Origin of the sequence: Pseudomonas sp. S3(2024) (assembly GCF_036861315.1) — a bacterium.
Taxonomy (GTDB): Bacteria; Pseudomonadota; Gammaproteobacteria; order Pseudomonadales; family Pseudomonadaceae; genus Aquipseudomonas; species Aquipseudomonas putida_A.
This window is the reverse complement of sequence record NZ_JAZAQQ010000005.1, coordinates 148,911-162,940: the sequence shown is the minus strand read 5'-3', so window position 1 is coordinate 162,940 and position 14,030 is coordinate 148,911. Positions and strand designations below refer to the sequence as shown.

Genomic DNA, 14,030 nt, shown 5'->3' with positions numbered 1-14,030 from the left:
CTGCGGTGGCTGCTGTCGGAGCCGCTATCTAATCAGGCTTTTGTTAAATCAAATAGCGCTCAGGCATGCGCCAGACTCCAGCGCAGCGCCGCATTCTGGTCACTCTCCCGCGCCTCGACCCAATGCGAACCCTGCGCTGTGCTTTCACGCTTCCAGAACGGCGCGCGGATCTTGAGCACGTCCATGATGAACGCGCAGGCTTCGAACGCCATGTGCCGGTGCTTGCTGCTGACACCGACGAACACGATCGGCTCGCTGACCGCCAGTGCGCCGACCCGATGCACAATCTCCACTCCCAGCAGCGGCCAACGCTGGCGTGCCTCGGCGGCGATCCGTTCGAGGGCTTTTTCGGTCATGCCCGGATAGTGCTCGAGAAACAGCTCGTTCACGCTCTGTCCGATGTTCAGATCACGCACATAGCCGATGAAATTCACCACCGCGCCGACCCGTGGATTGCGCGCATGCAGGTCGGCGGTCAACTGGCCGACGTCGAAGCTTTTGTACTGAACTCGAACCGTCATGCTCAGCCCCCGGTGACCGGTGGGAAAAACGCGATCTCGTCGAAGTCTTCGATCGCCGCGCTCGGTTGGCACAGCTCTTGGTTCAACGCACACATCAGGTTGCCGGCGCCAAGCACTTCGCGCCATTCCTCACCGCGGGCCATGAGCATCTGCCGTACGTCCTCGATGCAGGTCAGGTCGTCGCTCAGGGGGATTTTTTCCCCGCCCAGATTGAGGCGATCACGGTAGCTGGCGAAGTAGTTGATCAGGATCATTGCGCGTCCTCCCATTGAAAGTGTCCGGAGCGGCCGCCCTGTTTGCTGAGCAGGCGGATGTCGCCGATGACCATGGCCCGGTCCACGGCTTTGCACATGTCGTAAATGGTCAGCGCCGCGACGCTGGCGGCGGTCAGGGCTTCAAGTTCGACGCCGGTCTGGCCGGTGAGGCGGCAGGTGCTGGTGATCTGCACGCGGTCCGGTTCGCAGGCCTTGAGTTCAACGTGAATCGAGCTGAGCAGCAGCGCATGGCACAGCGGGATCAGTTCGTGGGTGCGTTTGGCCGCCTGGATTCCGGCGATGCGCGCCACGGCGAAAACGTCGCCCTTGGGGTGACCGTTGGCCTGGATCATCTGCAGCGTTTCCGGGCGCATCTGCACCCAGGCCTGCGCCGTGGCTTCGCGGCGAGTCGCGGCTTTGTCGCTGACGTCGACCATGTTGGCGCGGCCCTGATCATCAAGGTGGGTGAGGGTGTTGCTCATGGCAAAAGCTCCTGGATCGGGCTGTAGATTCGGGGGGCGTTGCGGTGCGGTACGTGGATCAGATTGAGCCGATGCTTGAGCGCCCAACGCACCGTCAACGCGGTGGGGGCGGACAGGCTGACAAGGGTGCCAAGTCGGGCGCGCACGGCTTTGTGGATCAGCTCCAGGCTGCAACGGCTGGTGACCACCACGAAGCCCTGGCGCGCATCGACGTCAGCGATTTGCATCGCGCCGATCAGCTTGTCGAGGGCGTTGTGCCGGCCAATGTCTTCGCGGCACAACAGCGCCTCACCGCTGGCATCGAAGTACAGCGCCGCGTGCAGGGCGCCGCTGCTGCGGGCCAGTTGCTGAGCCTGTTCGATGCGTTGGCGGATACCGTCAAAATGCGCGGCCGGCGGCAGCGCGCAGGGTTGCAGAATCTGCAGTTGCGGCAACGCCTGCTCCAGCGCCTCGACGCCACAGATGCCGCAGCCGCTGGTGCCGGCCATCTGCCGACGATGATCTTTCAGCGCCCAGAACGCGCGACTGGATATCTGCACCTCGGCCTGACAGGCCTGATCGAAATGGCTCAGGCGGATGTCGTAGATCTCGTCAACGCTGTCGATGATCGCGTTGCTCAGGCTGAAGCCCCGGATGAAATCTTCAAGGTTGCCGGGCGAGACCATCATCACCGCCTGGCTCAGGCCGTTGAAGGTGATCGCCAGGGCGATCTCCGCGGCCAGGGCGACGTGCGAGAGCGGGGCGTGCGGCAGGTATTCGCGAAACGCCACCTGTGACGGTTGCGGGGCGGGGGCGGGGGCGTTGGGTTCGGTGTTGGATTCGGTGTTGGATTCGACGTGGCAGAGCATCTTGAAAAGTCCCGAAGCGCTGAAGTGGGTTCAGGCTACGGGGGTGTTAAAAGTGCGTCCAATCGCTTGTTCTGATCTGGTGATTGGGTGGGTCGATGACCGATTCACCTCGGGGTTTGTGTTGGTCGGGCGGGCCTCTTCGCGAGCAAGCCCGCTCCCACAATTGAAATGCATTCAACCTGTGGGAGCGGGCTTGCTCGCGAAGGCGGTCTGACAGCCAGCATCAATGTCTGGAGATGTCACTCAAACCTCCGGCACCTCAACCCCGAACAACTTGCGCGCCTCGGCAAAACACTTCTCGGCAATCGCCGAACGCGGCTCGGTCTTGCGCATTACCAGCCCCAGTGGCGCCAGCACGCTGGCATCCGGCAGTTGCATGAACGACAGGTGTTCGATCGGCTCTTCCAGCCCGCTGTCCAGCGGCATGATCGAGCAGCAGAAGCCCTGGTGAATCGCCTGTAGCAGCTGATAGGTCGAATCACTTTCCATGATCGGCTGCGGATTCAGCCCGCGACTGCGGAAGCTCAGGTCGATGGATTTGCGGTAATGCATGCCGGTGGTGATCATCCCCAGCGGCAGTTCGGCGGCGTCTTCCCAGCTCATTTCCGAGCCTTCGAAATGGTAGTGACGGTTGTCGTAAAGCAGACCGACGCGGGTTTCGCCGATCTCGAAAAAATCGAAGTAGTTCGGGTTGACGTGGTCCAGATAACACACGCCCAGATCCAATTGGTTGTTGCCCAAACCGGCGATGATCTCGTCGGAACTCCCCGACGACAGGCTGAATTTCAGCTCCGGATAGGTCCCGGACAAACTCTGAATGTAATTGACCGGGTTGAAATTGCTCAGCGGCACCAGACCCAGGCGCAAGCTACCGACCAGTTGCCCGCGGCACGCCGCCGCTTCGGCGAACAGGCCGTCATGCGCGGCCAGCAGCGTGCGCGCCCAGGCCAGCACCCGTTCGCCGGCCTGGGTGAAACCCTCGAAGCGCTGACCGCGATTGACCAGCACCAGATCCAGCTCATCTTCCAGATTGCGCAGACGCATCGACAGGGTCGGCTGGGTGATGTGGCAGCGGGCGGCGGCCTGGCCGAAGTGTCGGGTTTCGTCCAGTGCGATCAGGAACTTGAGTTGTTTGATGTCCACGCAGGCACCTGCTCGTTGAGAAATTGAATGGAGTATTGACGCAGATGCGCGCAGCGCACGAAAAACGCGAGGTGTGACGATCTCACCTGCCTGTATCTGCGTCCAATCGGAAGAATTGAAAAGCCTATCGATCAGCTCTATCGCCCATGGTTTCAAAGGCGTTGGCCGAGGTCAACGGCGCCGATAGAGCAGCTCGATAATGTGGTTGGCCAGAGTGATTAGACAGTACTCATAAGTGGCACTTAGGCTGCTTGGCAATCTGATTGATTACTGCCGGAGATTCCCATGAGTGCGAAAGCGGATGCCCTGTTTGTCCCCCTGAACATAGCCGTACTGACCGTCAGCGATACTCGCGATTATGCGAGCGACACGTCCGGCCAATTGCTGGTCAGCCGCTTGCTGGAGGCCGGTCATACCTTGAGCGAACGCAACCTGCTCAAGGATGACCTGTACAAGATCCGCGCCCAGGTCGCGCACTGGATTGCCGACGACAGCATTCAGGTGGTGCTGATCACCGGCGGCACTGGTTTCACCGGGCGCGACAGCACGCCGGAAGCGGTGGCCTGTCTGCTCGACAAGCAGATCGACGGGTTTGGCGAGTTGTTCCGCGCCATTTCGATTCTCGACATCGGCACCTCGACCGTGCAAAGCCGAGCGCTGGCCGGGCTGTCCAACGGCACGCTGGTGTGCTGCCTGCCGGGTTCGACCGGTGCCTGTCGCACAGCGTGGGAAGGCATCCTCGCCGAGCAACTGGATAACCGCCATCGCCCGTGCAACTTTGTGCCGCACCTCAAATCAGTCGCTGCCTGTGGGCCGCGCGGATGAGCAAGGCAGGGTTGATGCCGGTCGAGGACGCCCTCGACCAATTGCTCGGCATGGCCAATGAGCAACGTCTGGCCGATAGCGAAATTCTGCCGCTCGACGAGGCACGTGGGCGGGTGCTGGCCAGTGATCTGGTCGCCTCGCTCGACTTGCCGCCATGGCCGAATAGCGCCATGGACGGTTATGCCTTGAACCTGGCCGATCTGCATCGTCAGCCGCTGAAGGTGTCGCAGAAGGTCTACGCCGGTCTGGCACCGGACGCGCTATTGCCCGGCACCTGCGCGCGGATCTTTACCGGCGCACCGTTGCCACCTGGTGCTACCTGCGTCGAGATGCAGGAGAACGTCGAAGTGCTGGAGGACGGCCGCGTGCGTTTTTTGCAGCCTTTGAAGGCGGGGCAGAACATTCGCGCGCAGGGTCAGGAAAACCGCGTCGGCGACATCCTGCTGCGTGCCGGCAAACGCCTCGGGCCGTTCGAACTGGCGGTCGCCGCCGGGCAAGGGCTGGCACAGTTGCACGTGGTGCGGCGCCCGCGCGTGGCGCTGCTGTCCACCGGTGACGAACTGGTCGAGCCGGGCCTGCCGCTGCGTCCCGGCAGCATCTACAACAGCAATCGTGTGCTGCTCGGCCACTGGCTGAAGGAACTGGGCTGCGAGGTGATCGACGCCGGGATCCTCCCGGATCGCCCGGCGCAGACGCGGCTCAAGCTTGAGCAACTGCAAGTGGCGGCTGACCTGATCCTGACCACCGGCGGGGTGTCTGCCGGCGATGCCGATTGCCTCGGGCAGGTGCTGCGTGAGGACGGCAAACCGCTGCTGTGGAAGCTGGCGATCAAGCCTGGCAAACCGCTGACCGTGGGGCATTTCGGCACGGTGCCGGTGATTGGCCTGCCGGGCAATCCGACCTCGGCGCTGGTGACCTTCGGCCTGCTGGCGCGGCCGTACCTGCTGCGCATTCAGGGCGTGGAAGAGGTCATGCCGTTGAGCTTCACGGTGAATGCCGGGTTCGCCTGGAACAAGGCTGGCAGTCGTCGAGAGTACTTGCGGGTGCGGCTGGAGGCGGGGCGCGCGGTGTTGTATCCGAACCAGAGTTCCGGCGTTTTGCTCGGAGCGACCTGGGCCGATGGGCTGGTGGAGGTGCCGGAAAACAGTACTCACAACATCGGGGATGAGCTGCGCTTCATTCCCTTCAGTGAACTGTTCTGACCCCAACACGAATCAAAACTGTGGGAGCGAGCCTGCTCGCGAAGGCGGCGTGTCATACAACATCAATGTTGACTGACAAGCACTCTTCGCGAGCAGGCTCGCTCCCACATTCGGATGTGTGATGATCAGCCATTCTGCGGGGTGTACCTGGAACCTGTAGGAGTGAGCCTGCTCGCGATGACGGCGGCACAGTCAACATCTTTACTGACTGGGCGACCGCTATCGCGAGCAGGCTCACTCCTACAGAGGGAGCGAGCTCAGCTCAGCACATAGTCCACCGGCAGCAACATCGGCGGCAGGTCGGTTTCGCCCAGTTCGCTGAGAATGTCACGCTCGATGGTGCGCACCAGCGAGTCGGTTGCCAAATCGTTTTCGTCGCGGCCGAACGGGTCTTCCAGTTCATCGGCAATCGCATCCAGACCAAAGAACGTGTAGCTGACAATCGCCGTGAACAGCGGGGTCAGCCAGCCCAGCGGTTCGGCCATGGCGAACGGCAGCAGGATGCAGAACAGGTAAATCGTGCGGTGCAGCAGCAGGGTGTAGGGGAACGGCAGCGGGGTGTTCTTGATCCGCTCGCATACCGCTTGTGCCTGAGTCAGGCTGGTCAGGTGATTGGCCAGCAGCATGTAGCGCCACTCGCTCAATTCGCCGCTTTGATGCAGATCCGAACACTGCTGGCCGACCTGCTGCAGAATCCGTCCGCTGTAGTCCGGCACCTGCGCATCGTGTTGCGGGGTGATCCACTTGCTGCTGGCCGCCGCTTCGCTTTCCCGACGCAACCGTGCATTCAGCGCATGAGCAAACCCGCAGAGGTTGAGCAGCAACGGCTTGCGCTGCGCCGATTCGCGGATGACATGGGTTTCGCGAATTACCGAACGAATGTGCACCAGCACATCGCCCCAGGCCTTGCGCGCTTCATACCAGCGGTCGTAGCAGGCGTTGTTGCGAAAATTCATGAAGATCGACAGAGAAAGCCCGAGCAGGGTGAACGGCGTGGCGTTGACCTTGGTGAAGTTGCTCGGGTGGAGCATTTCAATCAGCACGATGGCAGAAGCCAGCAGGGTGACCATCAGGGTGCGCAGGGCGATGCGTTTGGCAATCGACCCCTTGAGGGTGAAGAGGATGGCGAATTGGTTGACCTTGGGTCTGATGATCATGCTGGGCAATCCCGGTTACGCAGGGTGAGGGCGGCTCAGCCGCCGGTCATGTTCATGAAGCGCACGACCTGAACGTCGTCGTTCACTTCGAAATTGTGCCGATACGGCTTGAGTTTCATCGCTTCGATGATGGCCTTCTCCAGCCGCTCTGGTTGCCCCGGATGAGCGCGCAGCACGGCTTTGAGATCCACCGAATGCTCGTTACCCAGACACAGTAGCAGGCGCCCCTCGACAGTCAGCCGCACGCGGTTGCAAGTGCCGCAGAAATTGTGGCTGTGCGGCGAGATAAAGCCCAGACGAATGTCCGGCGCCTCGGCCAGCCGCCAGTAGCGTGACGGGCCCTGGGTCGACTCGGCGGAGTCGATCAGGGTGTAGCGCTCGGCGATCTTTTCGCGCACCTGGGCGCTGGAGAAAAACGACTCGGCACGGCTGTGTTCGCTGATGATCCCCAGCGGCATTTCCTCGATGAAGGAGACGTCAAGCTGGCGGTCGATGGCAAAGCTCACCAGATCGTTGATCTCCTGATCGTTGCGCCCCTGCATCACCACCACGTTGAGTTTAGTGCGGGTGAATCCGGCCTTGCGCGCCGCATCGATGCCGCTGATCACCTGCGCCAGATCACCGGTGCGGGTCATCTGTCTGAAGCGCTCGGGATCGAGGCTGTCGAGGCTGATGTTCAGGCGCTTGACCCCGGCGTCGAACAACGGCGCGGCGAGTTTGCCCAGTTGCGAGCCATTGGTGGTCATGCACAGTTCACGCAGGCCGGGCAGGGCGGCGATCTGCTCGCACAGCTTGACCACGCCCGGACGAATCAGCGGCTCGCCGCCGGTCAGGCGAATCTTGCGCGTGCCCAGCGTCACGAAGCTCTGCGCCAGTTGATAAATCTCCTCCAGCGTCAGCACCTGCTGACGCGGCAGAAACTGCATGTCCTCGGCCATGCAATACACGCAGCGGAAGTCGCAGCGGTCGGTGACCGACATGCGCAGATAGTCGACGCGGCGGTTGTAACCATCGATCAAGACACGCTCTGACATGACAGCCTCGCAGAAGTGGGAAGTCCGCATGGACGGAACCGGTTAGCGCAGATTATGGGCAACTTCAGATCTCGTCCAATCACTGTTTATGACTGCTTGATTGAGCGCGTCGATGATCAATTATTTTCTCTGGAAAGTTACCGCTTTAGTTTCGCAAAACCCCGTAAATAAAGGGTTTTTCGCCGTGATAGAGGGTTTCGATAATGTGGTCATAAATAGCGATTAGACAATGTTTTGTAACGGTTCATATCCTTGCTCCGGCAACTGAAACGACCACTTTATTGCTGCGCAAAGTCGGCCGTCGCTGTTTAACCAAGATCAGGTTCATGCCTGTGTGCATCGTCATGGAGATGTCCCATGTCACAAGTCGACCGTTACAAACCTTACAAGGGTGCCGCTGCCGGTTGGGGGGCTGTGATCAGCCTGACCAAAAGCTGGCTGGGCAGTGAAAACGCCCTGAAAAACATCCGCGCCATGCTCAAGACCAATCAGAACGGCGGCTTCGACTGCCCGGGCTGTGCCTGGGGTGAAGCACCCGGTGCGAGCATGCTCAAGTTCTGCGAGAACGGCGCCAAAGCGGTGAACTGGGAGGCCACCGGGCGTTTGGTCGACCCGGCGTTCTTCAATAAGTACACGGTATCGAGCCTGGCCGAGCAAAGCGACTACTGGCTGGAATATCAGGGCCGTCTGACCCACCCGATGCGTTACGACGCGCGGGTCGACCGCTATGTGGAAACCACCTGGGAAGACGCGTTCGCGCTGATCGCCGAACACCTCAAGGGCTTGAAATCGCCGCACGAGGCCGAGTTCTACACCTCGGGCCGGGCCAGCAACGAAGCGGCGTTTCTCTATCAGTTGTTCGTCCGCGCCTTCGGCACCAACAATTTCCCCGACTGCTCGAACATGTGCCACGAAGCCAGTGCGGTGAGCATGGGCGAGACGCTGGGCGTGGGCAAGGGCACCGTGGTCTACGAGGATCTGCATCATGCCGACGCGATTTTCGTCATCGGCCAGAACCCCGGCACCAACCACCCACGCATGCTCGAACCGCTGCGTGAAGCGGTGAAACGCGGCGCGCAGGTGGTGTGCATCAACCCGCTGAAAGAACGTGGCCTGGAACGTTTCCAGAACCCGCAGAACCCGCTCGAGATGCTCAGCAACGGTTGGGAAGCGACCAACACCGCGTACTTCCGCCCGGCGCTGGGTGGCGACATGGCGATGATTCGCGGCATGGTCAAATTCCTTCTGCAGTGGGAGCGTGAAGCCCAGGCCAGCGGTGGCGAACCGGTGTTCGACCATGCGTTTATCGCCGAGCACACTTCGGGTCTGGACAGCTATCTGGCGGAGGTTGATGCCACGAGCTGGGAGCACATTCTCGAGCAGTCCGGCGTGCCGCTTCACGATATCGAACTGGCCGCGCGCATGTATGGCCGCGCCAAAAGCGTGATCATGTGCTGGGCCATGGGCCTGACCCAACACGTGCACTCGGTGCCGACCCTGCAGGAAGTCATCAATCTGCAACTGTTGCGCGGCAACGTTGGCCGTCCGGGCGCCGGCCTGTCGCCGGTGCGCGGTCACAGCAACGTGCAGGGCGACCGCACCATGGGCATCAATGAACTGGCGCCGAAGGAGCTGATGGACGCCCTGGAAAAGCGCTTCAACTTCAAAGTGCCGCGCATGCACGGCCACAACACCGTCATGGCGATTGGCGCGATGGAGCGGGGTGAGGCCAAGGTGTTTATCGGTCTGGGCGGCAACTTCGCCCAGGCCACGCCGGACACCCCGCGCACCCACGAAGCGATGCGCAAACTCGACCTGACCGTGCACATTTCAACCAAGCTCAACCGCAGCCATCTGGTCACCGGGCGCGACGCGTTGATCCTGCCGTGCCTCGGCCGCACCGACATCGACATCCAGGCCGAAGGCCCGCAAGGCGTGACCGTGGAGGACACCTTCAGCATGGTGCATTTGTCGTTCGGTCAGTTGAAACCGAAGTCGGCGCACTTGAAATCCGAGCCGGCGATCATTGCCGGAATCGCCGCCGCCACGTTGGGCAAACACCCGATCGACTGGGAGTGGGTCGTGGGCGACTACGGGCGCATTCGCAACCTGATCGGCGATGTGATTCCGGGCTTCGAGAACTTCAACGAAAAACTGCTGACCCCGGGCGGCTTCCACCTCGGCAACGACGCCTCGGATCGGGTCTGGAACACCGAGTCCGGCAAAGCCCAGTTCACCCCGTGCGTGCTGCCGGAACACCTGATCAGCGAAGGCGTGCGCAACCTGCCGGTCAAGCCGGATCTGATCCTGCAGACCATGCGCTCCCACGATCAGTACAACACCACGCTGTACGGCCTCGACGACCGTTATCGCGGGGTCTACGGCATGCGCGACGTGATCTTCGCCAACGAACAGGATATCCAGCGCCTCGGTTTCGAACCGGGGCAGAAGGTCGATCTGGTGGCGCTGTGGGATGACGAGCGCGAGCGTCGGGTCAGCGGTTTCACCCTGATCGCCTACGACATTCCACCCGGTCAGGCCGCGGCGTACTACCCGGAAACCAATCCGCTGGTGCCGCTGGAAAGCTACGGCGACCGGACCTACACGCCGACCTCGAAATTCGTCGCGATTCGCCTCGAAGCGGCCAAGGTCAGCAACCTGATCCCGTCGTCGCTGGCCTGACCCGCTACCTATAAAAATTCATAGCAATTTGACTGGCTGCAGGCGTTCGCGCCTGGCGGTGGCCCGGCGACGTGCTGCCGCTTTTCAGCCTGGATGAGGACATCATCATGCTCAACATGGAGGCACTGGACCTGGCGCGAATTCAATTCGCGTTCACGGTTTCGTTTCACATTATCTTCCCGGCGATCACCATCGGCCTGGCGAGTTTCCTCGCGGTACTCGAAGGCCTGTGGCTGAAAAGCCGTGACGACACCTACCGCGATCTCTACCACTTCTGGTCGAAGATCTTTGCCGTCAACTTCGGCATGGGCGTGGTCTCGGGGCTGGTCATGGCGTACCAGTTCGGCACCAACTGGAGCGGCTTTTCCGACTTCGCCGGGAGCATCACCGGGCCGTTGCTGACCTATGAGGTGCTGACGGCGTTCTTCCTTGAGGCCGGTTTCCTCGGGGTCATGCTGTTCGGCTGGAACCGCGTCGGCCGTGGCTTGCACTTCTTTGCCACGGTGATGGTTGCCATCGGCACGCTGATTTCAACGTTCTGGATTCTCGCCTCCAACAGCTGGATGCAGACGCCGCAGGGCTTCGAAATCGTCGACGGGCGGGTGATGCCGCTGGACTGGCTGGCGATTGTGTTCAACCCGTCGTTTCCGTTCCGTCTGGCGCACATGGCGATCGCCGCGTTCGTCGCCACGGCCTTCTTCGTGGGCTCGTCGGCGGCCTGGCATTTGCTGCGCGGCAACAATACCGCGCCGGTGCGCAGGATGTTTTCCATGGCGTTGTGGATGGCGCTGATCGTGGCACCGATTCAGGCGGTGGTCGGTGACGCCCACGGCTTGAACACCCTGGAACATCAACCGGCAAAAATCGCCGCCATCGAAGGCCACTGGGAAAACGCCGACAACGGCCCGACGCCGCTGGTGCTGTTCGGCATCCCCGACATGCAGGCGGAGAAGACCAAGTACGCGCTGGAAATCCCGTACCTCGGCAGCCTGATCCTGACCCACAGCCTCGACAAGCAGATCCCGGCGCTCAAGAGCTTCCCGAAAGAGGATCGGCCGAACTCGACCATCATCTTCTGGAGCTTCCGCGTGATGGCCGGGCTGGGCATGTTGATGATCCTCGTCGGTGTGCTCGGTCTGGCGCTGCGTCGTGGCGGCAAGCTCTATCAGCATCGCGGCTTCCAGCGTCTGGTGTTGCTGATGGGGCCGAGCGGGTTGATCGCGTTGCTGGCCGGCTGGATCACCACCGAAGTCGGGCGTCAGCCGTGGGTCGTTTACGGTTTGATGCGCACCCATGACGCCGCGTCGCACCACTCGGTGGCGCAGATGAGCACCTCGCTGTTGCTGTTCGTGGTGATCTACTGCTCGGTGTTCACCGTGGGCATCGGCTACATGATGAAACTGGTGCGCAAGGGCCCGCAGCCCCATCACGAACATCCGCCGGAGGGCGATCAGTTGCAAACCCCGCGCCGACCTATTTCGGCGGCTACCGCCCCGATGAAGGAGCACTGAGTCATGGGTATTCAAGGTATCGATCTCTCGTTGATCTGGGGTGTGATCATCGCCTTCGGGGTGATGATGTACGTGATCATGGACGGCTTCGATCTGGGCCTGGGCATCCTGTTTCCGCTGATCCCGGATGAGCAGGAGCGCGACGTGATGATGAACACCGTTGCCCCGGTGTGGGACGGCAACGAAACCTGGCTGGTGCTCGGTGGTGCGGCGTTGTATGGCGCGTTTCCACTGGCCTACGGGGTGATTCTGGAGGCGCTGTACCTGCCGCTGATCCTGATGCTCTGCGGGCTGATTTTCCGTGGCGTGGCGTTCGAGTTTCGCTTCAAGTCGTCAGCGCAAAAGCGTCACTGGTGGGACAAGGCGTTCATCGGCGGTTCGCTGCTGGCGACGTTCTCCCAGGGTGTGGCGATCGGCGCGTACGTATCGGGCATTCCCGTGGTGAATCGGCAGTTTGCCGGTGGCGGCCTGGACTGGCTGGCGCCGTTCCCGCTGGTGTGTGGCGTCGGTCTGGTGGTGGCGTATGCGCTGCTGGGCAGCACCTGGCTGCTGGTCAAGACCGAAGGCATGCTCGAGTCGCGGATGCGTCTGTTCACTCGGCCGCTGGCGTGGTTGCTGACGGCGATGGTGGTGGTGATTGGTGCGTGGACACTGAAGTTGCACCCGGAGCTGGCCACTCGCTGGTCGACCAGCGGACACCTGATGGTGTTCGCCGGGTTGGTGGTGCTGGCGCTGCTGGCGTTGTTCGGGCTGCTGCGCACCTTGCGTCAGCGTCACACCCACTGGCCGTTCGTGTTCACTCTGGTGTTGATGCTGCTCGGTTACATCGGCCTGGCGTTGAGCATCTGGCCAAACATCATCCCGCCATCGGTGAGCCTGTGGGCGGCGGCGTCTCCGCCTTCGAGCCAGTTGTTCGCCTTGATCGGCGCACTGTTCATCCTGCCGGTGATCCTGATGTACACCTTCTGGAGCTACTACGTATTCCGCGGCAAAGTGAGGATTGGCGATGGCTACCATTGATTCGCGTGAGGTCAGATCCTCCCGCTGGTACCAGCGTCTGGGCTGGTTGTTGCTGATCTGGTTCGGCAGTGTCGTGTCACTCGCCGTGGTGGCGAGTGTGCTGAAACTGGCGATGTATGCAGCGGGGATGAGGACCCACTGACAATAAAAAAACCGGAGCCATGACTCCGGTTTTTTTGTGCCCGCAATTCTGAACATCACTGATGTCCCCTGTGGGAGCGGGCTTGCTCGCGAAGGCGTCCGCTCGGTCGACATCGATGCTGAATGTGCCGGCCCCTTCGTGAGCAAGCCCACTCCCACCCTGGATTTCGGCTAACCCACAATCCCTCATCCACCACCAATCCCACCTTGGATTTCGGCCAGCCGCAAATTCTTCATCCAGCAGCAATCCCCTGTGGGAGCGAGCTTGCTCGCGAAGGCGTCAGTTCAGTCGATATTGATGCTGAATGTGCCGGCCTCTTCGTGAGCAAGCCCACTCCCACCCTGGATTGCGGCCAGCCCCGAATTCTTCATCCACCACCAATCCCACCTTGGATTTCGGCCAGCCGCAAATTCTTCATCCAGCAGCAATCCCCTGTGGGAGCGGGCTTGCTCGCGAAAGCGTCAGGTCAGCTGACACTGATGCTGAATGTGCCGGCCTCTTCGTGAGCAAGCCCACTCCCACCCTTTTTCTGGTGCACAGACACATCCTGCCAACAAACATGTTCGGCGCACTGTGATGGCTGATCTAGCCTTTTTTTTGAATTCAACCATGAACAAGGCAAAGGAATGCCCAAACGTTATTCATCACATCGCCTGCGAACCGGCCGTCATTGCGAAGAAAATCAGATCTACCTACTAACCGCCAATACCTTGGGGCGAGAACCAGTGTTCAAGGATTACAGACTCGGTCGATTGGTTGTGCATCAGTTCAGGCAGGCGCAGGAAGAGGGATTTGCCGACACATTGGCATGGGTGGTTATGCCCGATCATTTTCATTGGCTGATCCAATTGCAAAAAGGAACACTTGGCCAATTGATGTGCCAGGTCAAATCCCTGAGTACTCGTTCAGTCAACACAGCGAGCGGTAGATCCGGAGGCCTTTGGCAGCAAGGTTTTCATGATCATGCGTTACGTCGAGAGGAGGATCTGGTGAAACTGGCCCGCTATGTAGTGGCTAATCCACTGCGGGCCGGACTGGTGGAAAAACTCGGTGACTACCCGCTATGGGACGCGATCTGGGTTTGAACTCAGGATGCGCATTCACCGCCTCACATCAGAATAAATGCGATTCCTGTGGGAGCGGGCTTGCTCGCGAAGGCGTCCGCTCAGTCGACATCGATATTGAATGTGCCGGCCCCTTCGTGAGCAA

The 14,030-nt window shown here is 60.9% G+C and carries 14 protein-coding genes; 7 read left to right on the top strand and 7 right to left on the bottom strand.

Annotated features, from left to right (window positions below; translation table 11 throughout):
- Window positions 1-59: 59 nt before the first annotated feature.
- The 5 genes from moaE to VLA07_RS14875 all read right to left on the bottom strand — a co-directional run bounded on the left by moaE (window position 60) and on the right by VLA07_RS14875 (window position 3,248).
- Entirely contained in the window at window positions 60-521 is a 462-nt protein-coding gene (moaE, locus tag VLA07_RS14895; RefSeq protein ID WP_333989562.1) for a molybdopterin synthase catalytic subunit MoaE, read from the bottom strand.
- Between the two features lie 2 nt (window positions 522-523).
- Window positions 524-775 (bottom strand): MoaD/ThiS family protein, encoded by a 252-nt coding sequence (locus VLA07_RS14890; RefSeq protein WP_095136553.1) that lies wholly within the window; start codon window positions 773-775, stop codon window positions 524-526.
- Entirely contained in the window at window positions 772-1,257 is a 486-nt protein-coding gene (moaC, locus tag VLA07_RS14885; protein ID WP_027611706.1) for a cyclic pyranopterin monophosphate synthase MoaC, read from the bottom strand. Before moaC ends, VLA07_RS14890 begins: the two co-directional genes overlap by 4 nt.
- On the bottom strand, window positions 1,254-2,105 hold the full coding sequence (gene fdhD, locus VLA07_RS14880; RefSeq protein ID WP_333989561.1) for a formate dehydrogenase accessory sulfurtransferase FdhD: 852 nt from the start codon (window positions 2,103-2,105) through the stop codon (window positions 1,254-1,256). Before fdhD ends, moaC begins: the two co-directional genes overlap by 4 nt.
- A gap of 243 nt (window positions 2,106-2,348) precedes the next feature.
- Window positions 2,349-3,248, bottom strand: a complete 900-nt coding sequence (locus VLA07_RS14875) for a LysR family transcriptional regulator (protein ID WP_096796451.1) — start codon at window positions 3,246-3,248, stop codon at window positions 2,349-2,351.
- A 285-nt stretch (window positions 3,249-3,533) separates the two neighbouring features.
- On the opposite strand from VLA07_RS14875, the gene moaB reads away from it, so the two are divergent.
- Both moaB and VLA07_RS14865 read left to right on the top strand, forming a co-directional pair.
- Window positions 3,534-4,073 (top strand): molybdenum cofactor biosynthesis protein B, encoded by a 540-nt coding sequence (gene moaB, locus VLA07_RS14870; RefSeq protein ID WP_027611709.1) that lies wholly within the window; start codon window positions 3,534-3,536, stop codon window positions 4,071-4,073.
- Complete coding sequence (locus VLA07_RS14865) at window positions 4,070-5,275, top strand: molybdopterin molybdotransferase MoeA (RefSeq protein WP_333989560.1); 1,206 nt, start codon at window positions 4,070-4,072, stop codon at window positions 5,273-5,275. Before moaB ends, VLA07_RS14865 begins: the two co-directional genes overlap by 4 nt.
- A 257-nt stretch (window positions 5,276-5,532) precedes the next feature.
- Here the strand turns inward: VLA07_RS14865 and VLA07_RS14860 are convergent, their stop codons facing one another.
- Both VLA07_RS14860 and moaA read right to left on the bottom strand, forming a co-directional pair.
- Window positions 5,533-6,432 (bottom strand): bestrophin family protein, encoded by a 900-nt coding sequence (locus VLA07_RS14860; RefSeq protein WP_103368906.1) that lies wholly within the window; start codon window positions 6,430-6,432, stop codon window positions 5,533-5,535.
- A 35-nt stretch (window positions 6,433-6,467) separates the two neighbouring features.
- Entirely contained in the window at window positions 6,468-7,466 is a 999-nt protein-coding gene (gene moaA / locus VLA07_RS14855) for a GTP 3',8-cyclase MoaA (RefSeq protein WP_333989559.1), read from the bottom strand.
- Window positions 7,467-7,823: 357 nt separating this feature from the next.
- Here moaA and VLA07_RS14850 point away from each other — a divergent pair, with 357 nt between their 5' ends.
- The 5 genes from VLA07_RS14850 (at window position 7,824) to VLA07_RS14830 (ending at window position 13,906) form a co-directional block, all read left to right on the top strand.
- On the top strand, window positions 7,824-10,148 hold the full coding sequence (locus VLA07_RS14850) for an FdhF/YdeP family oxidoreductase (protein WP_333989558.1): 2,325 nt from the start codon (window positions 7,824-7,826) through the stop codon (window positions 10,146-10,148).
- Window positions 10,149-10,255: 107 nt separating this feature from the next.
- Window positions 10,256-11,659: a cytochrome ubiquinol oxidase subunit I gene (locus VLA07_RS14845; protein WP_333989697.1), complete on the top strand. Its 1,404-nt coding sequence runs from the start codon at window positions 10,256-10,258 to the stop codon at window positions 11,657-11,659.
- A gap of 3 nt (window positions 11,660-11,662) precedes the next feature.
- Window positions 11,663-12,679, top strand: coding sequence for a cytochrome d ubiquinol oxidase subunit II (gene cydB / locus VLA07_RS14840; protein WP_096796447.1), 1,017 nt, complete (start codon window positions 11,663-11,665; stop codon window positions 12,677-12,679).
- A complete protein-coding gene (locus VLA07_RS14835; RefSeq protein WP_098964444.1) occupies window positions 12,666-12,821 on the top strand; it encodes a DUF2474 family protein in 156 nt (51 codons plus the stop codon). Before cydB ends, VLA07_RS14835 begins: the two co-directional genes overlap by 14 nt.
- 626 nt (window positions 12,822-13,447) lie before the next feature.
- A complete protein-coding gene (locus VLA07_RS14830) occupies window positions 13,448-13,906 on the top strand; it encodes an REP-associated tyrosine transposase (RefSeq protein WP_247268794.1) in 459 nt (152 codons plus the stop codon).
- Window positions 13,907-14,030: the final 124 nt, after the last annotated feature.

Coding starts and splice junctions, on each gene's coding strand:
- moaE (WP_333989562.1), bottom strand. CDS start 521: ATGACGGTTCGAGTTCAGTACAAAAGCTTCGACGTCGGCCAGTTGACC.
- VLA07_RS14890 (WP_095136553.1), bottom strand. CDS start 775: ATGATCCTGATCAACTACTTCGCCAGCTACCGTGATCGCCTCAATCTG.
- moaC (WP_027611706.1), bottom strand. CDS start 1,257: ATGAGCAACACCCTCACCCACCTTGATGATCAGGGCCGCGCCAACATG.
- fdhD (WP_333989561.1), bottom strand. CDS start 2,105: ATGCTCTGCCACGTCGAATCCAACACCGAATCCAACACCGAACCCAAC.
- moaB (WP_027611709.1), top strand. CDS start 3,534: ATGAGTGCGAAAGCGGATGCCCTGTTTGTCCCCCTGAACATAGCCGTA.
- VLA07_RS14865 (WP_333989560.1), top strand. CDS start 4,070: ATGAGCAAGGCAGGGTTGATGCCGGTCGAGGACGCCCTCGACCAATTG.
- VLA07_RS14860 (WP_103368906.1), bottom strand. CDS start 6,432: ATGATCATCAGACCCAAGGTCAACCAATTCGCCATCCTCTTCACCCTC.
- moaA (WP_333989559.1), bottom strand. CDS start 7,466: ATGTCAGAGCGTGTCTTGATCGATGGTTACAACCGCCGCGTCGACTAT.
- VLA07_RS14850 (WP_333989558.1), top strand. CDS start 7,824: ATGTCACAAGTCGACCGTTACAAACCTTACAAGGGTGCCGCTGCCGGT.
- VLA07_RS14845 (WP_333989697.1), top strand. CDS start 10,256: ATGCTCAACATGGAGGCACTGGACCTGGCGCGAATTCAATTCGCGTTC.
- cydB (WP_096796447.1), top strand. CDS start 11,663: ATGGGTATTCAAGGTATCGATCTCTCGTTGATCTGGGGTGTGATCATC.
- VLA07_RS14835 (WP_098964444.1), top strand. CDS start 12,666: ATGGCTACCATTGATTCGCGTGAGGTCAGATCCTCCCGCTGGTACCAG.
- VLA07_RS14830 (WP_247268794.1), top strand. CDS start 13,448: ATGCCCAAACGTTATTCATCACATCGCCTGCGAACCGGCCGTCATTGC.